18 protein-coding genes and 1 pseudogene are annotated in these 18,847 nt (G+C 60.3%); 11 read left to right on the top strand and 8 right to left on the bottom strand.

The window, feature by feature from the left end:
- Positions 1-63: 63 nt before the first annotated feature.
- The 3 genes from hmgA to maiA are packed head-to-tail and all read left to right on the top strand — an operon-like array spanning position 64 to position 3,327.
- Positions 64-1,368 carry a homogentisate 1,2-dioxygenase gene (gene hmgA, locus AC1D2Q_RS26540; protein WP_477815119.1) on the top strand — a complete coding sequence of 435 codons (1,305 nt, stop codon included), beginning with the start codon at positions 64-66 and terminating at the stop codon, positions 1,366-1,368.
- A 3-nt stretch (positions 1,369-1,371) separates the two neighbouring features.
- Positions 1,372-2,679 carry a fumarylacetoacetase gene (fahA, locus tag AC1D2Q_RS26535; protein ID WP_477815118.1) on the top strand — a complete coding sequence of 436 codons (1,308 nt, stop codon included), beginning with the start codon at positions 1,372-1,374 and terminating at the stop codon, positions 2,677-2,679.
- Positions 2,680-2,691: 12 nt separating this feature from the next.
- Positions 2,692-3,327, top strand: a complete 636-nt coding sequence (gene maiA, locus AC1D2Q_RS26530; RefSeq protein WP_477815117.1) for a maleylacetoacetate isomerase — start codon at positions 2,692-2,694, stop codon at positions 3,325-3,327.
- 31 nt (positions 3,328-3,358) lie between these two features.
- On the opposite strand, the gene AC1D2Q_RS26525 is transcribed toward maiA, so the two are convergent.
- Positions 3,359-4,162: a SirB1 family protein gene (locus AC1D2Q_RS26525; RefSeq protein WP_477815116.1), complete on the bottom strand. Its 804-nt coding sequence runs from the start codon at positions 4,160-4,162 to the stop codon at positions 3,359-3,361.
- 183 nt (positions 4,163-4,345) lie between these two features.
- Here AC1D2Q_RS26525 and AC1D2Q_RS26520 point away from each other — a divergent pair, with 183 nt between their 5' ends.
- The 4 genes from AC1D2Q_RS26520 (at position 4,346) to AC1D2Q_RS26505 (ending at position 8,711) form a co-directional block, all read left to right on the top strand.
- Positions 4,346-5,365 (top strand): Glu/Leu/Phe/Val dehydrogenase family protein, encoded by a 1,020-nt coding sequence (locus AC1D2Q_RS26520; protein ID WP_428633882.1) that lies wholly within the window; start codon positions 4,346-4,348, stop codon positions 5,363-5,365.
- A gap of 122 nt (positions 5,366-5,487) precedes the next feature.
- Positions 5,488-6,582 carry a pyruvate dehydrogenase (acetyl-transferring) E1 component subunit alpha gene (pdhA, locus tag AC1D2Q_RS26515; protein WP_477815115.1) on the top strand — a complete coding sequence of 365 codons (1,095 nt, stop codon included), beginning with the start codon at positions 5,488-5,490 and terminating at the stop codon, positions 6,580-6,582.
- Entirely contained in the window at positions 6,575-7,561 is a 987-nt protein-coding gene (locus AC1D2Q_RS26510) for an alpha-ketoacid dehydrogenase subunit beta (RefSeq protein ID WP_477815114.1), read from the top strand. The genes pdhA and AC1D2Q_RS26510 overlap by 8 nt, the downstream gene beginning before the upstream one ends.
- A 40-nt stretch (positions 7,562-7,601) precedes the next feature.
- Positions 7,602-8,711 (top strand): dihydrolipoamide acetyltransferase family protein, encoded by a 1,110-nt coding sequence (locus AC1D2Q_RS26505; RefSeq protein WP_477815113.1) that lies wholly within the window; start codon positions 7,602-7,604, stop codon positions 8,709-8,711.
- Between the two features lie 172 nt (positions 8,712-8,883).
- Here AC1D2Q_RS26505 and AC1D2Q_RS26500 read toward each other — a convergent pair.
- Positions 8,884-9,123, bottom strand: a pseudogene (locus AC1D2Q_RS26500) (YebG family protein); the annotation flags it as partial.
- A gap of 316 nt (positions 9,124-9,439) precedes the next feature.
- Between AC1D2Q_RS26500 and AC1D2Q_RS26495 the strand changes: the two are divergent.
- Positions 9,440-9,940, top strand: a complete 501-nt coding sequence (locus AC1D2Q_RS26495; protein WP_018927152.1) for a phosphate-starvation-inducible protein PsiE — start codon at positions 9,440-9,442, stop codon at positions 9,938-9,940.
- Here the strand turns inward: AC1D2Q_RS26495 and AC1D2Q_RS26490 are convergent.
- The 3 genes from AC1D2Q_RS26490 to AC1D2Q_RS26480 all read right to left on the bottom strand — a co-directional run bounded on the left by AC1D2Q_RS26490 (position 9,937) and on the right by AC1D2Q_RS26480 (position 13,346).
- Positions 9,937-10,254 carry a DUF3509 domain-containing protein gene (locus tag AC1D2Q_RS26490; protein WP_019581133.1) on the bottom strand — a complete coding sequence of 106 codons (318 nt, stop codon included), beginning with the start codon at positions 10,252-10,254 and terminating at the stop codon, positions 9,937-9,939. The two genes, AC1D2Q_RS26495 and AC1D2Q_RS26490, sit on opposite strands and share 4 nt — an antisense overlap.
- A 210-nt stretch (positions 10,255-10,464) precedes the next feature.
- Positions 10,465-11,766 (bottom strand): serine/threonine transporter, encoded by a 1,302-nt coding sequence (locus AC1D2Q_RS26485; protein ID WP_477815112.1) that lies wholly within the window; start codon positions 11,764-11,766, stop codon positions 10,465-10,467.
- 203 nt (positions 11,767-11,969) lie between these two features.
- Entirely contained in the window at positions 11,970-13,346 is a 1,377-nt protein-coding gene (locus AC1D2Q_RS26480; RefSeq protein ID WP_477815111.1) for an L-serine ammonia-lyase, read from the bottom strand.
- A gap of 135 nt (positions 13,347-13,481) precedes the next feature.
- Here AC1D2Q_RS26480 and AC1D2Q_RS26475 point away from each other — a divergent pair, with 135 nt between their 5' ends.
- Both AC1D2Q_RS26475 and AC1D2Q_RS26470 read left to right on the top strand, forming a co-directional pair.
- Entirely contained in the window at positions 13,482-14,444 is a 963-nt protein-coding gene (locus AC1D2Q_RS26475) for a LysR substrate-binding domain-containing protein (RefSeq protein WP_477815110.1), read from the top strand.
- A 199-nt stretch (positions 14,445-14,643) separates the two neighbouring features.
- Positions 14,644-15,054, top strand: a complete 411-nt coding sequence (locus AC1D2Q_RS26470; RefSeq protein ID WP_007936360.1) for an HPF/RaiA family ribosome-associated protein — start codon at positions 14,644-14,646, stop codon at positions 15,052-15,054.
- Between the two features lie 107 nt (positions 15,055-15,161).
- Here AC1D2Q_RS26470 and AC1D2Q_RS26465 read toward each other — a convergent pair whose 3' ends face one another.
- The gene (locus tag AC1D2Q_RS26465; RefSeq protein ID WP_477815109.1) at positions 15,162-16,037 is read right to left on the bottom strand and encodes a helix-turn-helix domain-containing protein; all 876 of its coding nucleotides are present in this window, start codon (positions 16,035-16,037) and stop codon (positions 15,162-15,164) included.
- A gap of 138 nt (positions 16,038-16,175) precedes the next feature.
- Here AC1D2Q_RS26465 and AC1D2Q_RS26460 point away from each other — a divergent pair, with 138 nt between their 5' ends.
- Positions 16,176-17,078, top strand: a complete 903-nt coding sequence (locus tag AC1D2Q_RS26460) for a DMT family transporter (protein ID WP_477815108.1) — start codon at positions 16,176-16,178, stop codon at positions 17,076-17,078.
- Positions 17,079-17,106: 28 nt separating this feature from the next.
- Here the strand turns inward: AC1D2Q_RS26460 and AC1D2Q_RS26455 are convergent, their stop codons facing one another.
- Both AC1D2Q_RS26455 and AC1D2Q_RS26450 read right to left on the bottom strand, forming a co-directional pair.
- Positions 17,107-17,616 carry a DUF2165 family protein gene (locus AC1D2Q_RS26455; protein WP_477815166.1) on the bottom strand — a complete coding sequence of 170 codons (510 nt, stop codon included), beginning with the start codon at positions 17,614-17,616 and terminating at the stop codon, positions 17,107-17,109.
- Between the two features lie 139 nt (positions 17,617-17,755).
- Complete coding sequence (locus AC1D2Q_RS26450; RefSeq protein WP_477815107.1) at positions 17,756-18,730, bottom strand: 2-hydroxyacid dehydrogenase; 975 nt, start codon at positions 18,728-18,730, stop codon at positions 17,756-17,758.
- Positions 18,731-18,847 lie beyond the last annotated feature (117 nt).

The following is an 18,847-nucleotide window of genomic DNA, read 5'->3' as shown; positions in this document are numbered from 1 at the left end:
CAATCAAATTACGTTATGCGTAATTGAATTACGATAAAAATAACTTCCCGTTCAGGAGGCTCCATGAACCTCGATTCAACGGCGCCAGCGCTGGCTTATCAGTCAGGCTTTGGCAACGAATTCAGCAGCGAAGCATTGCCCGGCGCACTGCCTGTCGGCCAGAACTCCCCGCAAAAAGCTCCTTACGGCCTGTACACCGAGCTGTTCTCCGGTACCGCGTTCACCATGGCCCGCAGCGAAGCACGCCGGACCTGGATGTACCGCATTCAGCCGTCGGCCAATCACCCGGCATTCGTCAAACTGGATCGGCAACTGGCCGGTGGTCCGTTGGGTGAAGTGACCCCCAATCGCCTGCGCTGGAACCCCTTGGACATTCCGACCGAGCCCACCGATTTCATCGACGGGCTGGTGAGCATGGCCGCCAATTCGGGCCCGGATAAACCGGCCGGGATCAGCATCTACAACTACCGCGCCAACCGTTCCATGGAGCGGGTGTTCTTCAACGCCGACGGCGAACTGCTGCTGGTACCGGAACTGGGCCGCCTGCGCATCGCCACCGAACTGGGCGTGCTGGAACTGGAGCCGCTGGAAATCGCCGTGCTGCCTCGCGGGCTGAAATTCCGCATCGAACTGCTCGACCCGCAAGCGCGGGGCTATGTGGCCGAAAACCACGGCGCGCCACTGCGCCTGCCGGACCTGGGGCCGATCGGCAGCAACGGCCTGGCCAACCCTCGCGACTTCCTGACCCCGGTGGCGCATTACGAAAACCTCAAGCAACCGACCACCCTGGTGCAGAAATTCCTCGGCCAGTTGTGGGGCTGCGAGCTCGATCATTCGCCGCTGAACGTGGTCGCCTGGCACGGCAATAACGTGCCGTACAAATATGACCTGCGTCGCTTCAACACCATTGGCACGGTGAGTTTCGATCACCCGGATCCGTCGATTTTCACCGTCCTGACCTCGCCGACCAGCGTGCACGGCCTGGCCAACCTCGACTTCGTGATCTTCCCGCCACGCTGGATGGTGGCCGAGAAAACCTTCCGTCCGCCGTGGTTCCACCGCAACCTGATGAACGAATACATGGGCCTGATCAAGGGCGAGTACGATGCCAAAGCCGAAGGTTTCGTGCCGGGCGGCGCCTCGTTGCACAGCTGCATGAGTGCTCACGGCCCCGATGGCGAGACCTGCACCAAGGCGATCAACGCTGAACTGGCGCCGGCTAAGATCGACAACACCATGGCTTTCATGTTCGAGACCAGCCAGGTGCTGCGCCCGAGCCGGTTCGCCCTGGATTGCCCACAGCTGCAAAACGATTACGACGCCTGCTGGGCTTCGTTGCCCGCCACTTTCGACCCGACCCGGAGATAACCCATGACTCAGACTTCCATTACTCGTAGCTGGGTTGCCTCCGCCAACGGCCACGCGGATTTCCCGCTGCAAAACCTGCCATTGGGCGTGTTCGGCGTGAAGGGCGGAGCGCCGCGCAGTGGCGTGGCGATCGGCGACCATATCTTTGATCTGGGAGCGGCACTCGATGCCGGGCTGTTCGACGACGGTGCCGCGCGAACCGCCGTCGAAGCCACCCGTGGCGGCCAGTTGAATGCATTTTTCGAGCTGGGTCGCGAGGCTCGCGTCGCCCTGCGTGAACGCTTGATCGAGTTGTTCAAGGAAGGCAGCACCCTGCACGGCAAGATCGAAGCCCAGGGCGCAAAACTGCTGCCGCTGGCGGCGGATTGCCAGATGCACCTGCCGGCGAAAATCAACGACTACACCGACTTCTACGTCGGCATCGAGCACGCGCAGAATGTCGGCAAACTGTTCCGCCCGGATAACCCGTTGCTGCCGAACTACAAGTACGTGCCGATCGGTTACCACGGCCGCGCCTCGACCATTCGCCCGTCCGGCACCGACGTGCGGCGTCCGAAAGGCCAGACCCTGCCGGCCGGCCAGACCGAGCCGACGTTTGGCCCGTGCGCACGCCTGGATTACGAACTGGAACTGGGCATCTGGATTGGCCCGGGCAACGCCATGGGCGACTCGATCGCCATCGGTGACGCCGCCGATCACATTGCCGGTTTCTGCCTGCTCAACGATTGGTCGGCGCGGGACATCCAGGCTTGGGAATACCAGCCGCTGGGGCCGTTTCTGTCCAAGAGTTTCATCACCAGCATTTCGCCGTGGGTGGTGACGGCCGAAGCGCTGGAGCCGTTCCGTCGTGCGCAGCCGGCGCGCCCGGAAGGCGACCCGCAGCCGCTGCCTTACCTGTTCGACAAACGTGATCAGGCGGCCGGTGCCTTCGATATCGAACTCGAAGTGCTGCTGTTGACCGAGTCGATGCGCGAACAAAATCTGCCGGCCCATCGCCTGACCCTCAGCAACACAAAACACATGTACTGGACTGTTGCGCAGATGGTGGCGCACCACAGCGTCAACGGTTGCCAATTGCAGGCCGGCGATCTGTTCGGTTCGGGCACGCTGTCCGGGCCTGAAAGCGGCCAGTTCGGCAGCCTGCTGGAAATCACCGAGGGCGGTAAAAAGCCGATCGAACTGGCCTCGGGCGAGGTGCGTAAATTCCTCGAGGATGGTGACGAAATCATTCTGCGCGCGCGTTGCAGCCGCGAAGGTTTTGCCTCCATCGGTTTCGGCGAATGCCGTGGCAAAGTGCTGCCGGCGCGTTAAGAGGATCGGGTCATGGAACTCTATACCTACTACCGTTCGACCTCGTCTTTCCGGGTGCGCATTGCACTGGCGTTGAAGGGGCTGGATTACCAGGCGCTGCCGATCAACCTGATCGCGCCGCAAGGTGGCGAACATCGGCAGCCGGCGTACCTGGGCATCAACCCGCAAGGCCGGGTGCCGGCCTTGCGCACCGACGAAGGCGAATTGCTGATTCAGTCACCGGCGATCATCGAGTACCTGGAGGAACGTTATCCACAGGTGCCGCTGCTGTCCAAAGACCTCGCCGCCCGCGCCCACGAGCGTGGCGTGGCGGCGGTGATCGGCTGCGACGTTCACCCGCTGCACAACGTCAGCGTGCTGAATAAACTGCGGCAGTTGGGGCACGATGAGCCGCAAGTGGTGGAGTGGATCGGTCACTGGATCAGCCAAGGGTTGGCGACGGTGGAGCAGTTGATCGGTGATAGCGGTTACTGCTTTGGCGAGCAACCGGGGCTGGCGGACGTCTATTTGATCCCGCAGTTGTATGCGGCCGAGCGCTTCAATATTTCCCTTGAGGCCTACCCGCGAATTCGGCGAGTGGCGGCGCTTGCGGCGACACATCCAGCCTTCTTCCTGGCCCATCCGGCGAACCAGCCCGACACCCCTTAATGGGCTTCACATCGACCCAATGTGGGGGCGATCAATGGATGATGGCGTTGGGCGGAAGGTGCCCCAGCCGCTCGGTCAGGCGAATCTGCTGAATCGGGTCGTCACAGAGCAGCAGCGCGTGTTCCAGGTCAAAACGCTCGGCATTCGGGCAATCCAGCCGTTGATAGAGGCTGGCCCGGGCCAGGTAGTCGGAGGCGTTGGCGTTGCCCAGCTCCAGCACGCGCTCGGCGTCGATCAGGGCGTCGATGTAGTCGTCGTTCGTGAGGTACAACTGACGCAGGTTGCGTGACAGCCGTTGCAGCATCTGCGCAGGTTCGGCGGTCTGCAAATGCTCGGCGCTGAGCTGCATGTTCGGGCCGTACTGGCGTTGCAGCAGTTCACGGCAATCGTTGGGGTACAGCCGGCGCCCGCCGCACGGGTCGAGCAGGTGATCGGCGCCTTGCACCCGCAGCAGGAAATGCCCGGGGAAGTTGACCCCGACCATGGGAATCTCCAGCTTTCTGGCCAGCTCCAGGGCAATCAGGCCCAGCGCCAGCGGCTGGCCGCGCCGGCGTTCCAGCACTTTATGGAGCAATGCCACTTGCGGGCGCAAGGGCGTGAAGTCGTCTTGGGCGAACCCCAGGTCATTCATCCGCCGCAACAACGGTTGCGCCAACTCATTTACCGGCAGCATCGGTAATCCGTAGCTGACCCGCTGTTGCAGGTCCTTGAAGTCCGCCAGCACCGTTTCGGGATTCAGCTCTTTATCGTGTTCGGCGGCGATCCACAACGCCGCCTCGAACGGCGCGGGCGGTGATCGTTGCAGACAGTCGAAAAAGCGTTGGCGCGGGGTCATCAAAATCTCCGGTGAATGCCTCGTTTTAGCCCCGTCGCAGGCTTTCGTCCAGTGCTGAACACAGGCGGTAACAGGTTATGTCCAAAAGCCTCTAAAGCGGTGCCGCTTATTCCGGCGCGCTTCTGCAATTTTTGTGCGCAAGCCTATACTGGCGACTACAAGAAGTGATTCGGGAGCCCTACGATGTTCGCTCTCATGCAAAGCACTCGCCTTGAATCGCTGCACCTGAGCGTCGATCCGGTCACCGGGTTGAAGGCGGTGATTGCCATCCATAACAGCCGCCTGGGACCTGCCTTGGGCGGGTGTCGTTACCTTGCCTACCCCAGCGATGAATCCGCGATCGAGGACGCTGTGCGCCTGGCCCAAGGCATGAGTTACAAGGCGGCCCTGGCTGGCCTGGCTCAGGGCGGTGGCGTTGCGGTGATTATTCGCCCGGCCCATGTGGAAAACCGCGCCGCTGTGTTCGAAGCGTTCGGGCGCTGGATCAATCAGCTCGACGGTCGCTACATCACCGCCATCGACGCCGGCACCTCGGTGGCGGACATGGACTGCATCGCCCAACATACGCAATTCGTCACCAGCACCACCGCTGCGGGTGACCCAGCACCGCATGCCGCAATGGGCGTATTCGCCGGCATTCGCAGCACCGCCATGGCCCGTTTGGGCAGCGATAATCTGGAAGGGCTGCGCATTGCCATTCAAGGCCTGGGCAATGTCGGTTATGCCTTGGCCGAACAGTTGCACGCTGCCGGCGCCGAGCTGTTGGTCAGCGACATCGATCAAGGCAAAGTGCAACTGGCCATGGATCAGTTAGGCGCTCATCCGATCGCCAACGAAGCGCTGCTCAGCACCCCTTGCGACATTCTCGCGCCTTGTGGCTTGGGCGGTGTGCTTAACAGGACCAGCGTGACGCAGCTGCGCTGCTCGGCGGTCGCGGGTTCGGCAAACAACCAACTGACCCATCTGGAAGTCGCCGATCAGCTGGAACGCCGGGGCATTCTGTATGCGCCGGATTACGTGATCAACGCCGGCGGGCTGATCTACGTGTCGCTCAAACACCGTGGGGAAGAGCTGACGACCATCACCGCGCACCTGTCTAAAATCAGTTCACGGCTGACCGAAGTCTTCGCCCATGCTCAGGCGGAAAAACGTTCTCCGGCCAGGGTGGCGGATGAATTGGCGGAGAAAGTGCTGTACCGGTGAAAAGTTAAACCGATACCGATAAAGGAGTGAGCGCCTATCCGGCCAACTTGCTCCCCGCGCCCTGCGCCACAAACGTCGGGCCTGACCATCGCACGCCGACCCCGCGTGCCAGGAGCCCTGTGATGCTTCACAAGGTTGAGCTGCCCTACACCCGTTTTTTATCCCCTGACGGCCAGGTGCTCTGCGATCTCCCTCCCTGGGCCGACGACTTCAATCTGTTGACGCGCCTGTATCGGCAGATGGTCCTGACCCGCCTTTTCGACCAGAAAGCGGTCGCCCTGCAACGCACCGGGCGCATCGGCACCTACGCGCCGACTTTGGGCCAGGAAGCCATTGGCGTCGCAGTTGGCAGCCTGATGCACGCCGAAGACGTGCTGATTCCGTATTACCGCGACACCGCCGTGCAGCTGATGCGTGGCGTGCGCATGGAAGAAATCCTGTTGTATTGGGGCGGCGATGAGCGTGGCAGCGACTTTGTCGACCCGGCGGTGGCTCAGGATTTCCCGATATGTGTGCCGATCGCCACCCAGGCGCTGCATGCCTGCGGCGTTGCCAGCGCATTCAAGATCCGTGGCGAGCATCGGGTCGCCGTCACCACCTGCGGCGATGGCGGCACCAGCAAAGGTGATTTTCTCGAGGCCCTCAATGTCGCTGGCGCCTGGCAGTTGCCGGTGGTGTTTATAGTCAACAACAACCAATGGGCGATCTCGGTACCGCGGCGCATTCAGTGCGGCGCTCCCACGTTGGCGCAGAAAGCCATTGGCGCCGGGTTTCACGGCGAGCAGGTCGACGGCAACGACATACTCGCCGTGTATGACCGCGTGCAAGCGGCCCTCGAACGGGCACGCCACGGCAAAGGCCCGGTGTTGCTTGAATGCTTGAGCTATCGCCTCGGCGATCACACCACTGCCGATGATGCCACGCGCTACCGCTCGGCGGACGAGGTCAAGCAGGCCTGGCTCGAAGAACCGATCAAACGCCTGCAGCGTTTCATGGCCGGGCAGGGCGTGTGGGATGAAAGCCGCGAGCAGGCGCTGATCAGCGAATGCCAAGGGTTGGTGCAGGTTGCTGTGGATAACTTCGAAGCGGCGGGCCTGCAGGCGCCGGCATCGGTGATCGATCATGTCTACGCCCAGTGGCCGCCGGCCCTGGCCGACCAGCGTGAAGACTTCCTCGAACGAGTGGCGCGCCGGACGGGAGGTTCGGGCCATGAGTAACGGTAAGGTAACGCTGCTGGAGGCGGTGAATCTGGCGTTGCATCGGGCCATGCGCGAAGACGAAAACGTTATCGTCCTGGGGGAAGACGTCGGGGTGAACGGCGGTGTGTTTCGCGCCACGCTGGGCCTGCGCGACAGCTTTGGTTTCAAGCGGGTAATCGATTCGCCGCTGGCCGAAACCATGATCAGCGGGCTGGCAGTGGGCATGGCGGCGCAAGGCTTGAAACCGGTGGTGGAAATCCAGTTCATGGGGTTTATCTACGCCACCATGGAGCACCTGGTGTCCCACGCCAGTCGCATGCGCAATCGCACGCGCGGGAGGCTCACTTGCCCGATGGTGCTGCGCTCGCCGATGGGCGCCGGGATTCGTGCGCCGGAACATCACAGCGAAAGTACCGAAGCACTGTTCGCGCACATTCCGGGGTTGCGGGTGGTGATCCCGTCCTCGCCGGCCCGGGCCTATGGTTTGTTGCTCGCGGCCATCGACGACCCGGACCCGGTGATCTTTCTCGAACCGACCCGACTCTATCGCATGAACCCGCAAGCGTTGTTGGATGACGGTAAACGCTTGCCGCTGGACAGCTGTTTCACCCTGCGCGAAGGCAGCGACATCACCTTGATCAGTTGGGGCGCCAGTGTGATGGAAACCCTGCAAGCTGCCACAGCGTTGGCCGAGCAGGGCATCTCGGCGGAAGTGATCGATGTCGCCAGCATCAAACCGCTGGACCTGGACACGATGGAGGCCTCGGTGCGCAAGACCGGTCGCTGCGTGATCGTGCATGAGGCGCCGCGCTCTTGCGGGGTCGGCGCGGAAATCGCCGCCAGTCTCTACGAACGGGTGTTGCTGGAGTTGCAGGCACCGATCCAGCGAGTCACCGCGCCGGACATCCCGCCGCCACTGTATCGACTGGAATCGCTGTACATGCCCGGCGTCGAAGACATTCTGCACGCCTGCGACACCGTGCTGCGCCACGCCTGAAGAAGCCCCTGAACAGACACCAGAGGCCAAGGAGGTTGCGATGAAATATTTCAAACTGCCGGATCTGGGCGAAGGCTTGCAGGAGGCGGAAATCGTCCGCTGGCATGTCAAGGTCGGCGATGCCGTGAAGGCCGATCAACTGCTGGTGTCGGTGGAAACCGCCAAAGCGCTGGTGGACATTCCCGCGCCTTACGATGGCGTGGTGGCGAAAACCTTCGGCGGCGAGGGCGACATTCTGCACGTCGGAGAACCGCTGCTCGGTTACGAGGGCGAAGCGGATGCCGGCACTGTGGTCGGACGGCTTGAGGGCGGCGGCACGAATCAGGAGGATGCCTTTTTCATCGGCGCCGCGCCTTCGACCCGCGAACACCTGGCGAACCGTGCCACACCGGCGGTGCGGCAATTGGCTCGGCAGCTTGGCGTTGAGCTGAGCGCCTTGGTCGGCTCCGGCCAGGACGGCTTGATCACCCGCAGCGATGTGGAAAATGCGGCCCAGACGGAACGTGAACGCTTCGGCGGTGAAAAGCTGCGCGGTGTACGACGCAGCATGGCACTGAACATGGCCAGGTCCCATGCCGAAGTGGTGCCGGTGACGATTTTCGGTGACGCCGACCTGCATCGTTGGGGGCAGGCACGGGAGCCGCTGATTCGTCTGGCCAAGGCCATGGCGGCCGCCTGTGGCGTGGAGCCGGTGCTCAATAGCGCTTTCGATGGCAAAACCCTGGCGCTCAAACAACACGATCGGCTCGACTTGGGCATTGCCGTGGATACACCGGACGGTTTGTTCGTGCCGGTGTTGCGCGATGTCGGCAATCGCACGTCGGCGGATTTGAAAGAAGGTGTGATGCGCCTGCGCGCCGATGTGCAGGCGCGCTCGATTCCGCCCAAGGAGATGATGGGCGCGACCCTGACCCTGTCGAATTTCGGCACCTTGTTCGGTCGCTACGCCAACCCGGTGGTGGTGCCGCCGCAAGTGGCGATTCTCGCCGCCGGGGCGATCCGCGATGAACCGGTGGCGGTCGAAGGCGCGGTGGCGGTGCATCCGATCCTGCCGCTGTCCCTGACCTTCGATCACCGCGTGGTCACCGGCGGCGAGGCGGCGCGGTTCTTCAAGGCGTTGGTCGAAGCGCTGGAGCAACCTGACGCCTGATTTTTGCGGGCATGAAAAAGGCCCTGAGCCATTGGACTCAGGGCCTATTCAATTCGGGCATTGCTTACTTCGGCGTCTTGGCGGCTTTGGCTGGCTTGATCGGCTCAGCTTGCTCCACTTCAACAGGTGCAGCCACTTCAACAGGTTTAGCGACTTCAGCCGGCACGTTGAGCAATTCGGACAGTGCGTCCGGCTGGCTCTTGAACGCCTTGGCGAACACATCGCGGTTCTTCGCCATATAGATCCCGGCTTCTTCCACTTGCTGTTCGGTCAGGGACGGAACGGCTTTTTGCAACACTTCAGCCAGCAATTCGGCCAGTTCGAGCATTTTGTCATGACGGTCAGCTTCGGCTTTATCCATGAACAAGCGCTCCAGATCTCGGCTGCTGCGGTATACCACTTCGACGGCCATTCACCACCTCACATGCCTTCACATTTAGTTGTCTTTGCGACTACTGTATCTATATACAGCGAAAAGGATAAGCGAATCCCTGAGCTTTGGGTAGTGGCTTTTTAATGTAGACCGGATTCGGGGTTTGTCAGGTGAACGGTGGCGCTCCATTCGCGGCTACAGGTTTGGTGTTGACCTGCGACCAAACGCCACGGAGCGTGTTTTAAAGCACCTCGCCATCATGTGGCAGGTAACCCCTGGCCTTTTTTCTGCATGCAGAACAACCGTCACGTCCAACCCGCATCATCCGCTCGAACCGAGCTAAGGAACAATCATCGTGAAAATCAACTGGGCCGAGAACCTGCGGCAGAACGTGCACCAACTGGCGGAGTCCCTGGGCAACCTGTTCGTCGAGACCTTCCACTACCTGGCGCTGTTCGCCATCGGTGCGGTGACTGCCTGGGCGGCGGTCATGGAGTTCATCGGGATGCTGGAACAGGGGCACATCAAGATCGATGACATCCTGTTGCTGTTCATCTACCTGGAACTGGGGGCGATGGTCGGGATTTACTTCAAGACCAACCACATGCCGGTGCGGTTCCTGATCTACGTGGCGATCACCGCGCTGACACGGCTGCTGATCTCCAACGTCTCGCACCACAATCCGCCGGACCTGGGGATCATCTACCTGTGCGGCGGGATCCTGCTGCTGGCGTTTTCGATTCTGGTGGTGCGTTATGCCTCGTCGCAATTTCCTTCGGTGAAGATCGAACACCCGCAGCGCAAGATCGGTGCGGGTTCCGGTGAGCATCCCGAAGTGGAGAAGGGCGAGCTTTAAAACCCGATTTCAGGTCGGGGCCGGGCTTTGGCCTGTGGCGGCGGCAGCTTACGGTTGTCGCCGTCGGTCATGGCTTCGAGGATGGCCACGGCACATTCACCCTGTTCGATGGCGATGCCGAACTGAATGCTTTGTACCAGGCGTTTGAGGCGCTTGGGGTCATTGCGTTGTTCGGCGCTGATCATCCGTTTGGCCACCACGCGGCCAGCGTTGGAGAGGGTCAGCATGATGCTGCCGTCCAGGCCCTGGATGCTCAGGTTGATTTGATAATCCGCTGCAAAAGCATCGGTAATGAGCTGAAAAGGGTTGTCCATAATGCGTCACCGCCTGATTGAACGTGCAGTTGTTGACGGCCATGATCGGGATTAGTTCGCAATACCAGACCACCGGCCTTCCATGTTCATGCGCTTTCTTCCGTGCCGCACAAGGGAGATAGCAAGGGGCATGCCGGAAAAACTGTCGGACAATGTTTACGGCAAAAAAACGGCGGGCACTCTGCCCCGCCTTCTTTTTGCCTGCCCGTTTCAGGGCATAAATGAATAGATGATCGCAGACAGTGCAATCAGACCGACCAACACCACGAACACGTTCGAGGCCTGGCCCGAGTACTGGCGCAAGGCCGGCACACGGCGGATGGCGTACATCGGCATCAGGAACAACAGGCAGGCGATGATCGGCCCGCCGAGGGTTTCGATCATGCCCAGGATGCTCGGGTTGAAGGTCGCCACGGCCCAGCAACTGAGGATCATGAACAGTGCAGTGAGGCGGTTCAGCCAGCCGGCAGAGACGACTCGACCACGGCCACGCAGGCTTTTCACGATCAGGCCCTGAAAGCCTTCGCTGGCGCCGATGTAATGGCCCAGGAAGGATTTGGTAATTGCCACCAGTGCAATCAGCGGCGCGGCGTAAGCGATGACCGGTGTCTGGAAGTGGTTGGCCAGGTACGACAGGATCGAAATGTTCTGCGCCTTCGCCGCGGCCAAATCAGCCGGGGACAACGCCAGCACGCAGCTGAAGCAAAAGAACATCACCGTGACGACCATCATGGCGTGAGCGATCGCCAGAATGCCGCTGCTTTTGCGTTCGGCTTGCTTGCCGTAACGCTGCTTCTGATCGACGGCGAAGGCCGAAATGATCGGCGAATGGTTGAACGAGAACACCATCACCGGGATCGCCAGCCACAAGGTCTTGAAGAACAGCGGCAGCGGCATGCCTTCACTGGCGGTGGCGAAGAACGCGCCGTTCCAGTTCGGGATCAGGCTGATGCCCAGCAGCAGCAATGCCGCGACGAACGGGTAAACCAGCACACTCATGCATTTGACGATGACGCCCTGACCACAACGGACGATGGCCATCAGGCCGAGAATCAGCCCCAGTGACAGGATCGCCCGAGGCGGTGGCGTCATGTGCAACTGGTGCTCCATGAGGCTGCTCAGGGTATTGGTCAGCGCTACGCTGTACACCAGCAGAATCGGGAAAATCGCGAAGAAATACAGCAGCGTGATCAGCTTGCCGGCACCGATGCCGAAGTGTTCTTCCACCACTTCAGTGATGTCCCCGGAACGACCGGACAGCACGAAACGAGTCAGGCCGCGGTGTGCAAAGAATGTCATCGGAAACGCCAGCACTGCCAGGATCAGCAGCGGCCAGAAACCACCCACGCCGGCGTTGATCGGCAAAAACAGCGTGCCGGCGCCAATCGCTGTGCCATAGAGGCCAAGCATCCAGGTGGTATCGTGTTTACTCCAGCCTTTGTGGGTTATTTCGCTACTGCGTGTGAGGTCTACAGCGGGATTATCGGCAGCAGATGTGCGTGTTTCGGTCATCGGTATCGCCTCGTTATTGTTTTTACTCGGGCTCACGGCGGGCAGACCGTTTGAAACTACTGCGCTCGACAATCCTGCGTTAAAAACAGGCTCGGAATGCTCATTTACAGCCAGTAAACTCCGCTTCCTCGCCTGTTTTTGCCTTGTCTTGTCTTCGCTCGCTACGTTTCAAACGGCCTGCCGGGACGGTCAGGAAATGCTCCTCAGCACTCCACCCAGCTAACCGCCAGGCCGCCCCGTGAAGTTTCTTTGTATTTGTCGTGCATGTCGGCGCCGGTATCGCGCATGGTGCGGATCACCCGGTCCAGGGAAATGAAGTGTTTGCCGTCGCCGCGCAGGGCCATTTGCGTGGCGTTGATCGCCTTCACCGCGGCAATCGCGTTGCGCTCGATGCACGGCACTTGCACCAGACCGCCGACCGGGTCGCAGGTCAGGCCGAGGTTGTGTTCCAGGCCAATTTCAGCGGCGTTTTCCAGTTGTTCCGGGGTGGCACCGAGCACGTCGGCCAAGCCGGCGGCGGCCATGGCACAGGCGGAGCCGACCTCGCCCTGGCAGCCGACTTCGGCGCCAGAGATCGAGGCGTTTTTCTTACAGAGAATGCCGACGGCGGCCGCGCCCAAAAAGAACGCCACGACGTCATCGTCCGACGCGTCCGGGTTGAATTTCATGTAGTAGTGCAGCACGGCCGGAATGATCCCCGCCGCCCCGTTTGTAGGTGCGGTGACCATCCGTCCGCCCGCGGCGTTTTCTTCGTTCACGGCGAGGGCGAACAGGTTCACCCACTCCATGGCCGACAGGGTGGAGCTGATGACGTTCGGTTTGCCGATTTCCAACAGGCTGCGATGCAATTTCGCCGCGCGGCGCGGAACATTCAGACCGCCGGGAAGGATGCCTTCGTGACGCAAGCCCTGCTCGACGCACTCGCGCATCACCGACCAGATGTGCAACAGGCCCTGACGGACTTCGGCTTCGCTGCGCCAGGCCAATTCATTGGCCATCATCAATTCGGACACCCGTAGACCGCGCTGTTTGCAGAGCTTGAGCAATTTGGCGGCGCTGGAGAAATCGTACGGCAGCACGACGTCGCTGGCCGGCGCAATGCCCGACTCGGCTTCGGCCGCGTCGATGATGAAACCTCCACCCACCGAGTAGTACGTCTGCTCGAACAGCTCACCGGTTTCGCCGAAGGCTGTCAGGGACATGGCGTTAGGGTGGTAGGGCAGGCTCTCGTCGAGCAGCAGAAGATCGTGCTGCCAGTTGAAGGCGATGGTCGCTTTGCCGGCCAGGGACAGCTTGCCGGTTTCCCGCAGGTGCAGGATGCGCGAATCGATGGTGGTCGGGTCGATGCTATCCGGCCATTCGCCCATCAGGCCCATGACACAGGCGCGGTCGGTGGCATGGCCGACGCCGGTGGCTGAAAGCGAACCGTAAAGGCGGATTTCGACCCGACGGACGGCGGCCAGTAAATGCTGGTCAATCAGTGCTTGGGCAAAGGTCGCTGCAGCGCGCATCGGGCCGACGGTGTGGGAACTGGACGGACCGATGCCGACTTTGAAGAGATCGAAAACACTGATAGCCATGCTAAAGCCTATACAAGCAATGGAAGAGAAATCGCCGCCATTTTTGTAGGCCAAGCGCAATGTCGGCGATACTGCCTACCTCGGTCCTACGTGACCAACGAAACTTCCTAAGACAGCCTTTAGCAGGACTAAACGATGAGTCGTCAATTGCACGCCCAGACTTACGTCTGGCTGCACGTGTTTTCCTGTGCCGCGCGGCACCTGTCGTTCACCCGTTGTGCCGAAGAACTGCACATCACGCCGGGTGCGGTCAGTCAGCAAATTCGGCAACTGGAAGAGCGGCTGGGTTTTCGCCTGTTCCACCGTCGCGCCCGTGGCGTGGAATTGAGTGCGCAAGGCCAGCGCCTGGCCATTACGGTCAACGAGGCTTACGGCAGCATCGACGCAGAATTGCGACGACTGGATGCGGGAATGATCAGCGGGATTTTGCGGGTGCGTTCGATTCCCTCGTTCCTGAGCAAATGGCTGACCCCGCGTTTGCCGCGTTTGCAGCAGCGCTTTCCGGACATTCAATTGCGCCTGGTGGCGGAGGACAGCAGCGTGCCGTTGCACGAGGGAGATTTCGACCTGGCGATCGATCTGAATGACGGCAGCTATCCCGGATTGTTATCCACAGCCTTGCTCGACGAGCAGATATTTCCGGTGTGCGCCCCGAGCCTGTTGCGAGGGCGTCCGCCGCTGCACGGTCCGGCAGACTTGATGCACTTTCCGTTGTTGCACGACATCACCGCCTGGCGCGGCAGTTACGAATACGCGGAATGGGAGTTTTACCTCAATGCCATCGGTTTCGAAGGCGCGGACGTGCGGCGCGGGCATACCTTCAATCGCAACCACCTGACCATCGAAGCGGCAATTGCCGGGATGGGCGTGGCGATTGCGCGGCGAACGCTGCTTAACGATGAGCTGGAACGGGGCACGCTGATCGTGCCGTTTGGCCTGGCGGTGCCTAATCACAAGCGCTACGTGCTGCTCTACGCGCCGGGTGCGCTGAGCCATCCGAACGTGCGCGCGGTGCATGACTGGCTGGTGGAAGAGGCGGGGATTTTTCGTGACCTGCATCCGCTGGGGGGCGCGGCAGATGTGACCATTTGTGACTGAAGACAGGGCCGACCCAACTCCCGACATTAACAGCGCTTTTGCTCGTTGTCCGGCTTTTTTTGCGTATGAATATTTATCTTTTTTTAGGGGTTGAAATGTTCCGCGCACACACCGATTGTGTAACCAAGAGGTTGCGGTGATGACGCCCAAGGGCCAGCCGATGCGCCTCTTGCGAGCTAGCTGAAATAAGGGAAGAACTATGCAAATCCAAGTCAATAGCGATAACCATATTCAAAGCAGTAAACGACTGGAGGAGTGGGTACGTACTACCATTGAGAGCACGCTCGAACGTTATGAAGAGGACCTGACCCGCGTCGAGGTCCATCTGCGGGACGAGAACGGCGATAAGCCTGGTCCCCATGACATGCGCTGCCAGCTGGAAGCGCGGCCAAAAGGCCACCAACCGATTTCCGTGACCCATAAAGCCGCCTCCCTGGAACTGGCGATCGACGGGGCAGCCGAAAAACTTGAACATGCGCTGGAGCATATGTTTGGCAAATTACGCGGCAAACCACGCGCCGCTGTGGTGCCGTTCGATAGGGGCGCTCATGCCGATGCGCTGCTTGAGGATGAGTTTCTCGAGAACGAACAGGCTGCGCTCAATGGCTGAGGCCTGATTCACCTTTTACCTTCCTGATTAAAACGGGCCTGCGATTGCAGGCCCGTTTTGTTTCTGGCGCGAGAGCTGCCGAAGGCTGTGATCTTTTACTCTTTGTTCTAGCGTAAAAACGCCTGCCGATACTCCCCAGGCGTGCCACCCAACGCCTGGCGAAACCGGTTGGTGAAATGGCTCGCACTGGCAAACCCGCACGCCAGCGCAATCTCCCCCAACGGCTGCGACGATGCGCGCAACAACTCCCGCGCGCGGCTCAGACGCCGCGCCAACACATACTGATGCGGCGGTAAGCCGAAGCTCACGCGAAACATCCGCGCAAAATGATATTCCGACAGCGCGCACAAGCTCGCCAATTGCCCAAGGCTGATCGCCTCCGCCAACTGACTGTCGATGAACTCCACCAACTGCCGCCGCTGATGCGCCGCCAATCCACCCTTGAGGCGCAAGCCCTGACGCACACCAACCTGGCTGAGCAAGGCATGGCTGAGCATCTCGTGGGCCAGGCTGCTGGTGAGCAGGCGTTCGCCCGGTTCGTCCCAGTTGAGCGCGATCAACTGCCGAAAACGCCGGGCCTGCCGGGGATCTTCGAGGAACGTGCGCTCGCGCAACTGCAATTCCCGCGGCTCGCGATCCAGCAGCGTGACGCAGCCAAGGGCAAATTGTTCGGGGCTGAAATACAGGTGGGCCAGGCGAATGTCGCCGTTGATCACCCAACCTGACTGGTGGTCGGCCGGCAGAATGCACAGCTTGTCCGGGCCGCCCTTGGTGCCGGGCTGGTCGCGACGAAAGGTGCCGGTACCGCCGGCGATGTAGCACGACAAAGTGTGATGGCTCGGCGCCTCGTAATCCTGGGCATCGTGGTGGTTGTTCCACAAAGCCGCAGCCATGCCGTCACCGAGCTCGGCGCTGTGCTCCAGGCGAGCATTGGGCGAGCGGTTGAGGGCTTGGAAGACTTGCAACGTTTCCAGTGCGGCCATGATCGGTTCTCTCCAACGCCTTGCATCCTACTCCGTAGACGCTGGCCTGCCAGCCCGCCGGCCGATAAAAGCGCAAGTTTATGCAAGTGCAAAAGGGTGTCGCGCCGGACACTGAAGGCCTATTCAGGAGTCTTCACCATGAACCTCTCGTTATACCTGCTGACCGTGTTGATCTGGGGCACCACCTGGATTGCCTTGAAATGGCAATTGGGCGTGGTGGCGATTCCGGTGTCGATCGTCTATCGCTTCGGCCTCGCCGCGCTGGTGCTGTTCGTGATGTTGTTGCTTAGCCGGCGCCTGCAAGTGATGAACCGTCGCGGGCATCTGATTTGCCTGGCGCAGGGGCTGTGCCTGTTCTGTATCAATTTCATGTGCTTCCTCACCGCCAGCCAGTGGATCCCCAGCGGTTTGGTCGCGGTGGTGTTTTCCACCGCCACGTTGTGGAACGCCTTCAATGCGCGGGTGTTCTTCGGCCAGAAAATCGCCCGCAACGTGCTGATGGGCGGCGCGTTGGGCTTGCTTGGTCTTGGCTTGTTGTTCTGGCCGGAGCTTGCCGGTCATACCGCCAGCCCGGAAACCTTGCTCGGCTTGGCCCTGGCGCTGCTCGGAACCTTGTGCTTCTCGGCGGGCAACATGCTGTCGAGTCTGCAGCAGAGGGCCGGCCTGAAACCCCTGACCACTAATGCCTGGGGCATGGCTTATGGCGCGGCGATGTTGTCGGTGTGGTGCCTGGTCAAAGGCATCCCCTTCGACATGGAATGGAACGCCCGTTACATCGGCTCGTTGCTGTACCTGGTGATACCGGGCTCGGTGATTGGCTTCACCGCCTACCTGACGCTGGTGGGCCGCATGGGGCCGGAGCGGGCGGCGTATTGCACGGTGTTGTTCCCGGTGGTGGCGCTGAATGTGTCGGCGTTTGCCGAGGGCTATCAATGGACGGCGCCGGCATTGCTGGGGTTGGTGCTGGTGATGTTGGGCAATGTGCTGGTGTTTCGTAAGCCCAGGGCACCGATGGCGCAGGGGAACGGTAAGTTGGCTTGAGCTGAATAATGGTCGAGCACGGGCTGCCTCAGCGCTCGATCTTCAGCGCCACATACATTAATAGTGGCAACATAAAGTCAACAATATGCCGAGCCCAGTCTTTGGCGTTCCATGTTTGTGATTTGTCCATATTGAACCACTCGACACCGACGACTTGCAGACAGACGTAATAAATAAACAAACCGATCAATAAGCCGATAATGGAGAATTTTTTAGCCTCGTGAAACTTTTTGGCTGAAGCGTCAACATTCCGAAAAAGCTGATATGTACCCATTAGGCAATAAACGGTATACGTCACTTCGAGGGTAATGATGAGCCAGTAGATACGGTGGTGAAGTAAGGGGGAGGTGATGGCCCGATAGCTGGTTCTTTCGTTGTTTTCGGTCGTGTCCATGCTCAGGACGTGGGCGACATATTCGTAGTTTGTTGCGTAGTCAGTGAAGTTGCTATACATCACCAGCAGGCCAAAAAAACTGATATACGCCATCAGTGTTACTTTGCTGTATCTGATGATCTGGTCGGTTGTCAGGTGTTTCAACATAAGGGTTCTCCATAAGTAGGCTCCGTAAGCAGCTAAGTAGTGGAGAGTGTATAGTGTGTATCTGTTTTTCGGCGGCAGACTGAATTGCAAGTTATGTATCGAAAGGGCAGGCGTTTAAAACACCTGCCCGTTTTGATCAGCCTTTCCACACTTGTGGGTTCACCAGATCCTGCGGTCGTTCACCCAACAAGGCACTGCGCAAGTTAGCCAGTGCACGGTTGGCCATGGCTTCACGGGTTTCATGCGTGGCGGAGCCGATGTGTGGCAAGGTCACGGCGTTTTTCAGGTGGAACAGCGGTGATTCAGCCAGTGGTTCTTTCTCGTAAACGTCCAGCCCGGCGCCACGAATCCGGTTGTTTTGCAGCGCTTCGACCAGCGCCGGTTCGTCCACCACCGGGCCACGGGCGATGTTCACCAGAATGGCGCTCGGTTTCATCAGTGCCAGTTCGCGGTGGCTGATCAGGTGCCTGGTCTTTTCGCTGAGCGGCACCACCAGGCAGACGAAATCGGCTTCGGCCAGCAGTTGATCCAGGCTGCGGAACTGCGCACCGAGCTCCTGCTCCAGTGCAGTCTTGCGGCTGTTGCCGCTGTAGATGATCGGCATGTTGAAGCCCAGTCGACCACGACGGGCGATGGCGGCGCCGATGTTGCCCATGCCGACGATGCCTAAGGTTTTGCCATGCACATCGCTACCGAACAACGGTGCACCGACGGTGGCTTGCCATTGGCCAGCCTTGGTCCAGGCGTCCAGCTCGGCAACGCGGCGGGCGCTGCTCATGAGCAAGGCGAAGGCCAGGTCGGCGGTGCTTTCGGTGAGTACGTCGGGGGTGTTGGTGAGCATGATCCCGCGTTCGTTGAGGTAGGCGAGGTCGTAGTTGTCGTAGCCCACCGAGACGCTGGAGACCACTTCCAGTTTGCTGGCGTTTTCCAGCTGCGCGCGACCGAGTTTGCGGCCAACGCCGATCAGGCCGTGGGCGTGGGGCAGGGCTTCGTTGAATTGGGCGTTGATGTCGCCGTTTTTCGGGTTCGGCACGATCACATCGAAGTCTTGTTGCAGGCGTTCGATCATGGGTGGGGTGATGCGGCTGAAGGCGAGGACGGTTTTTTTCATTGGAGAGGGGCTCGTCGGGCGTGGAGATTGCCAAGCAAGCTAACATTCTTTTTCGCTGTTGTGCGTAGGAGCTGCCGAAGGCTGCGATCTTTTGATCTTGATTTTTAAGATCAAAAG

It is taken from the genome of Pseudomonas sp. P1_A1, from assembly GCF_056406935.1.
This window is presented reverse-complemented; position numbering and strand designations above follow the sequence as displayed.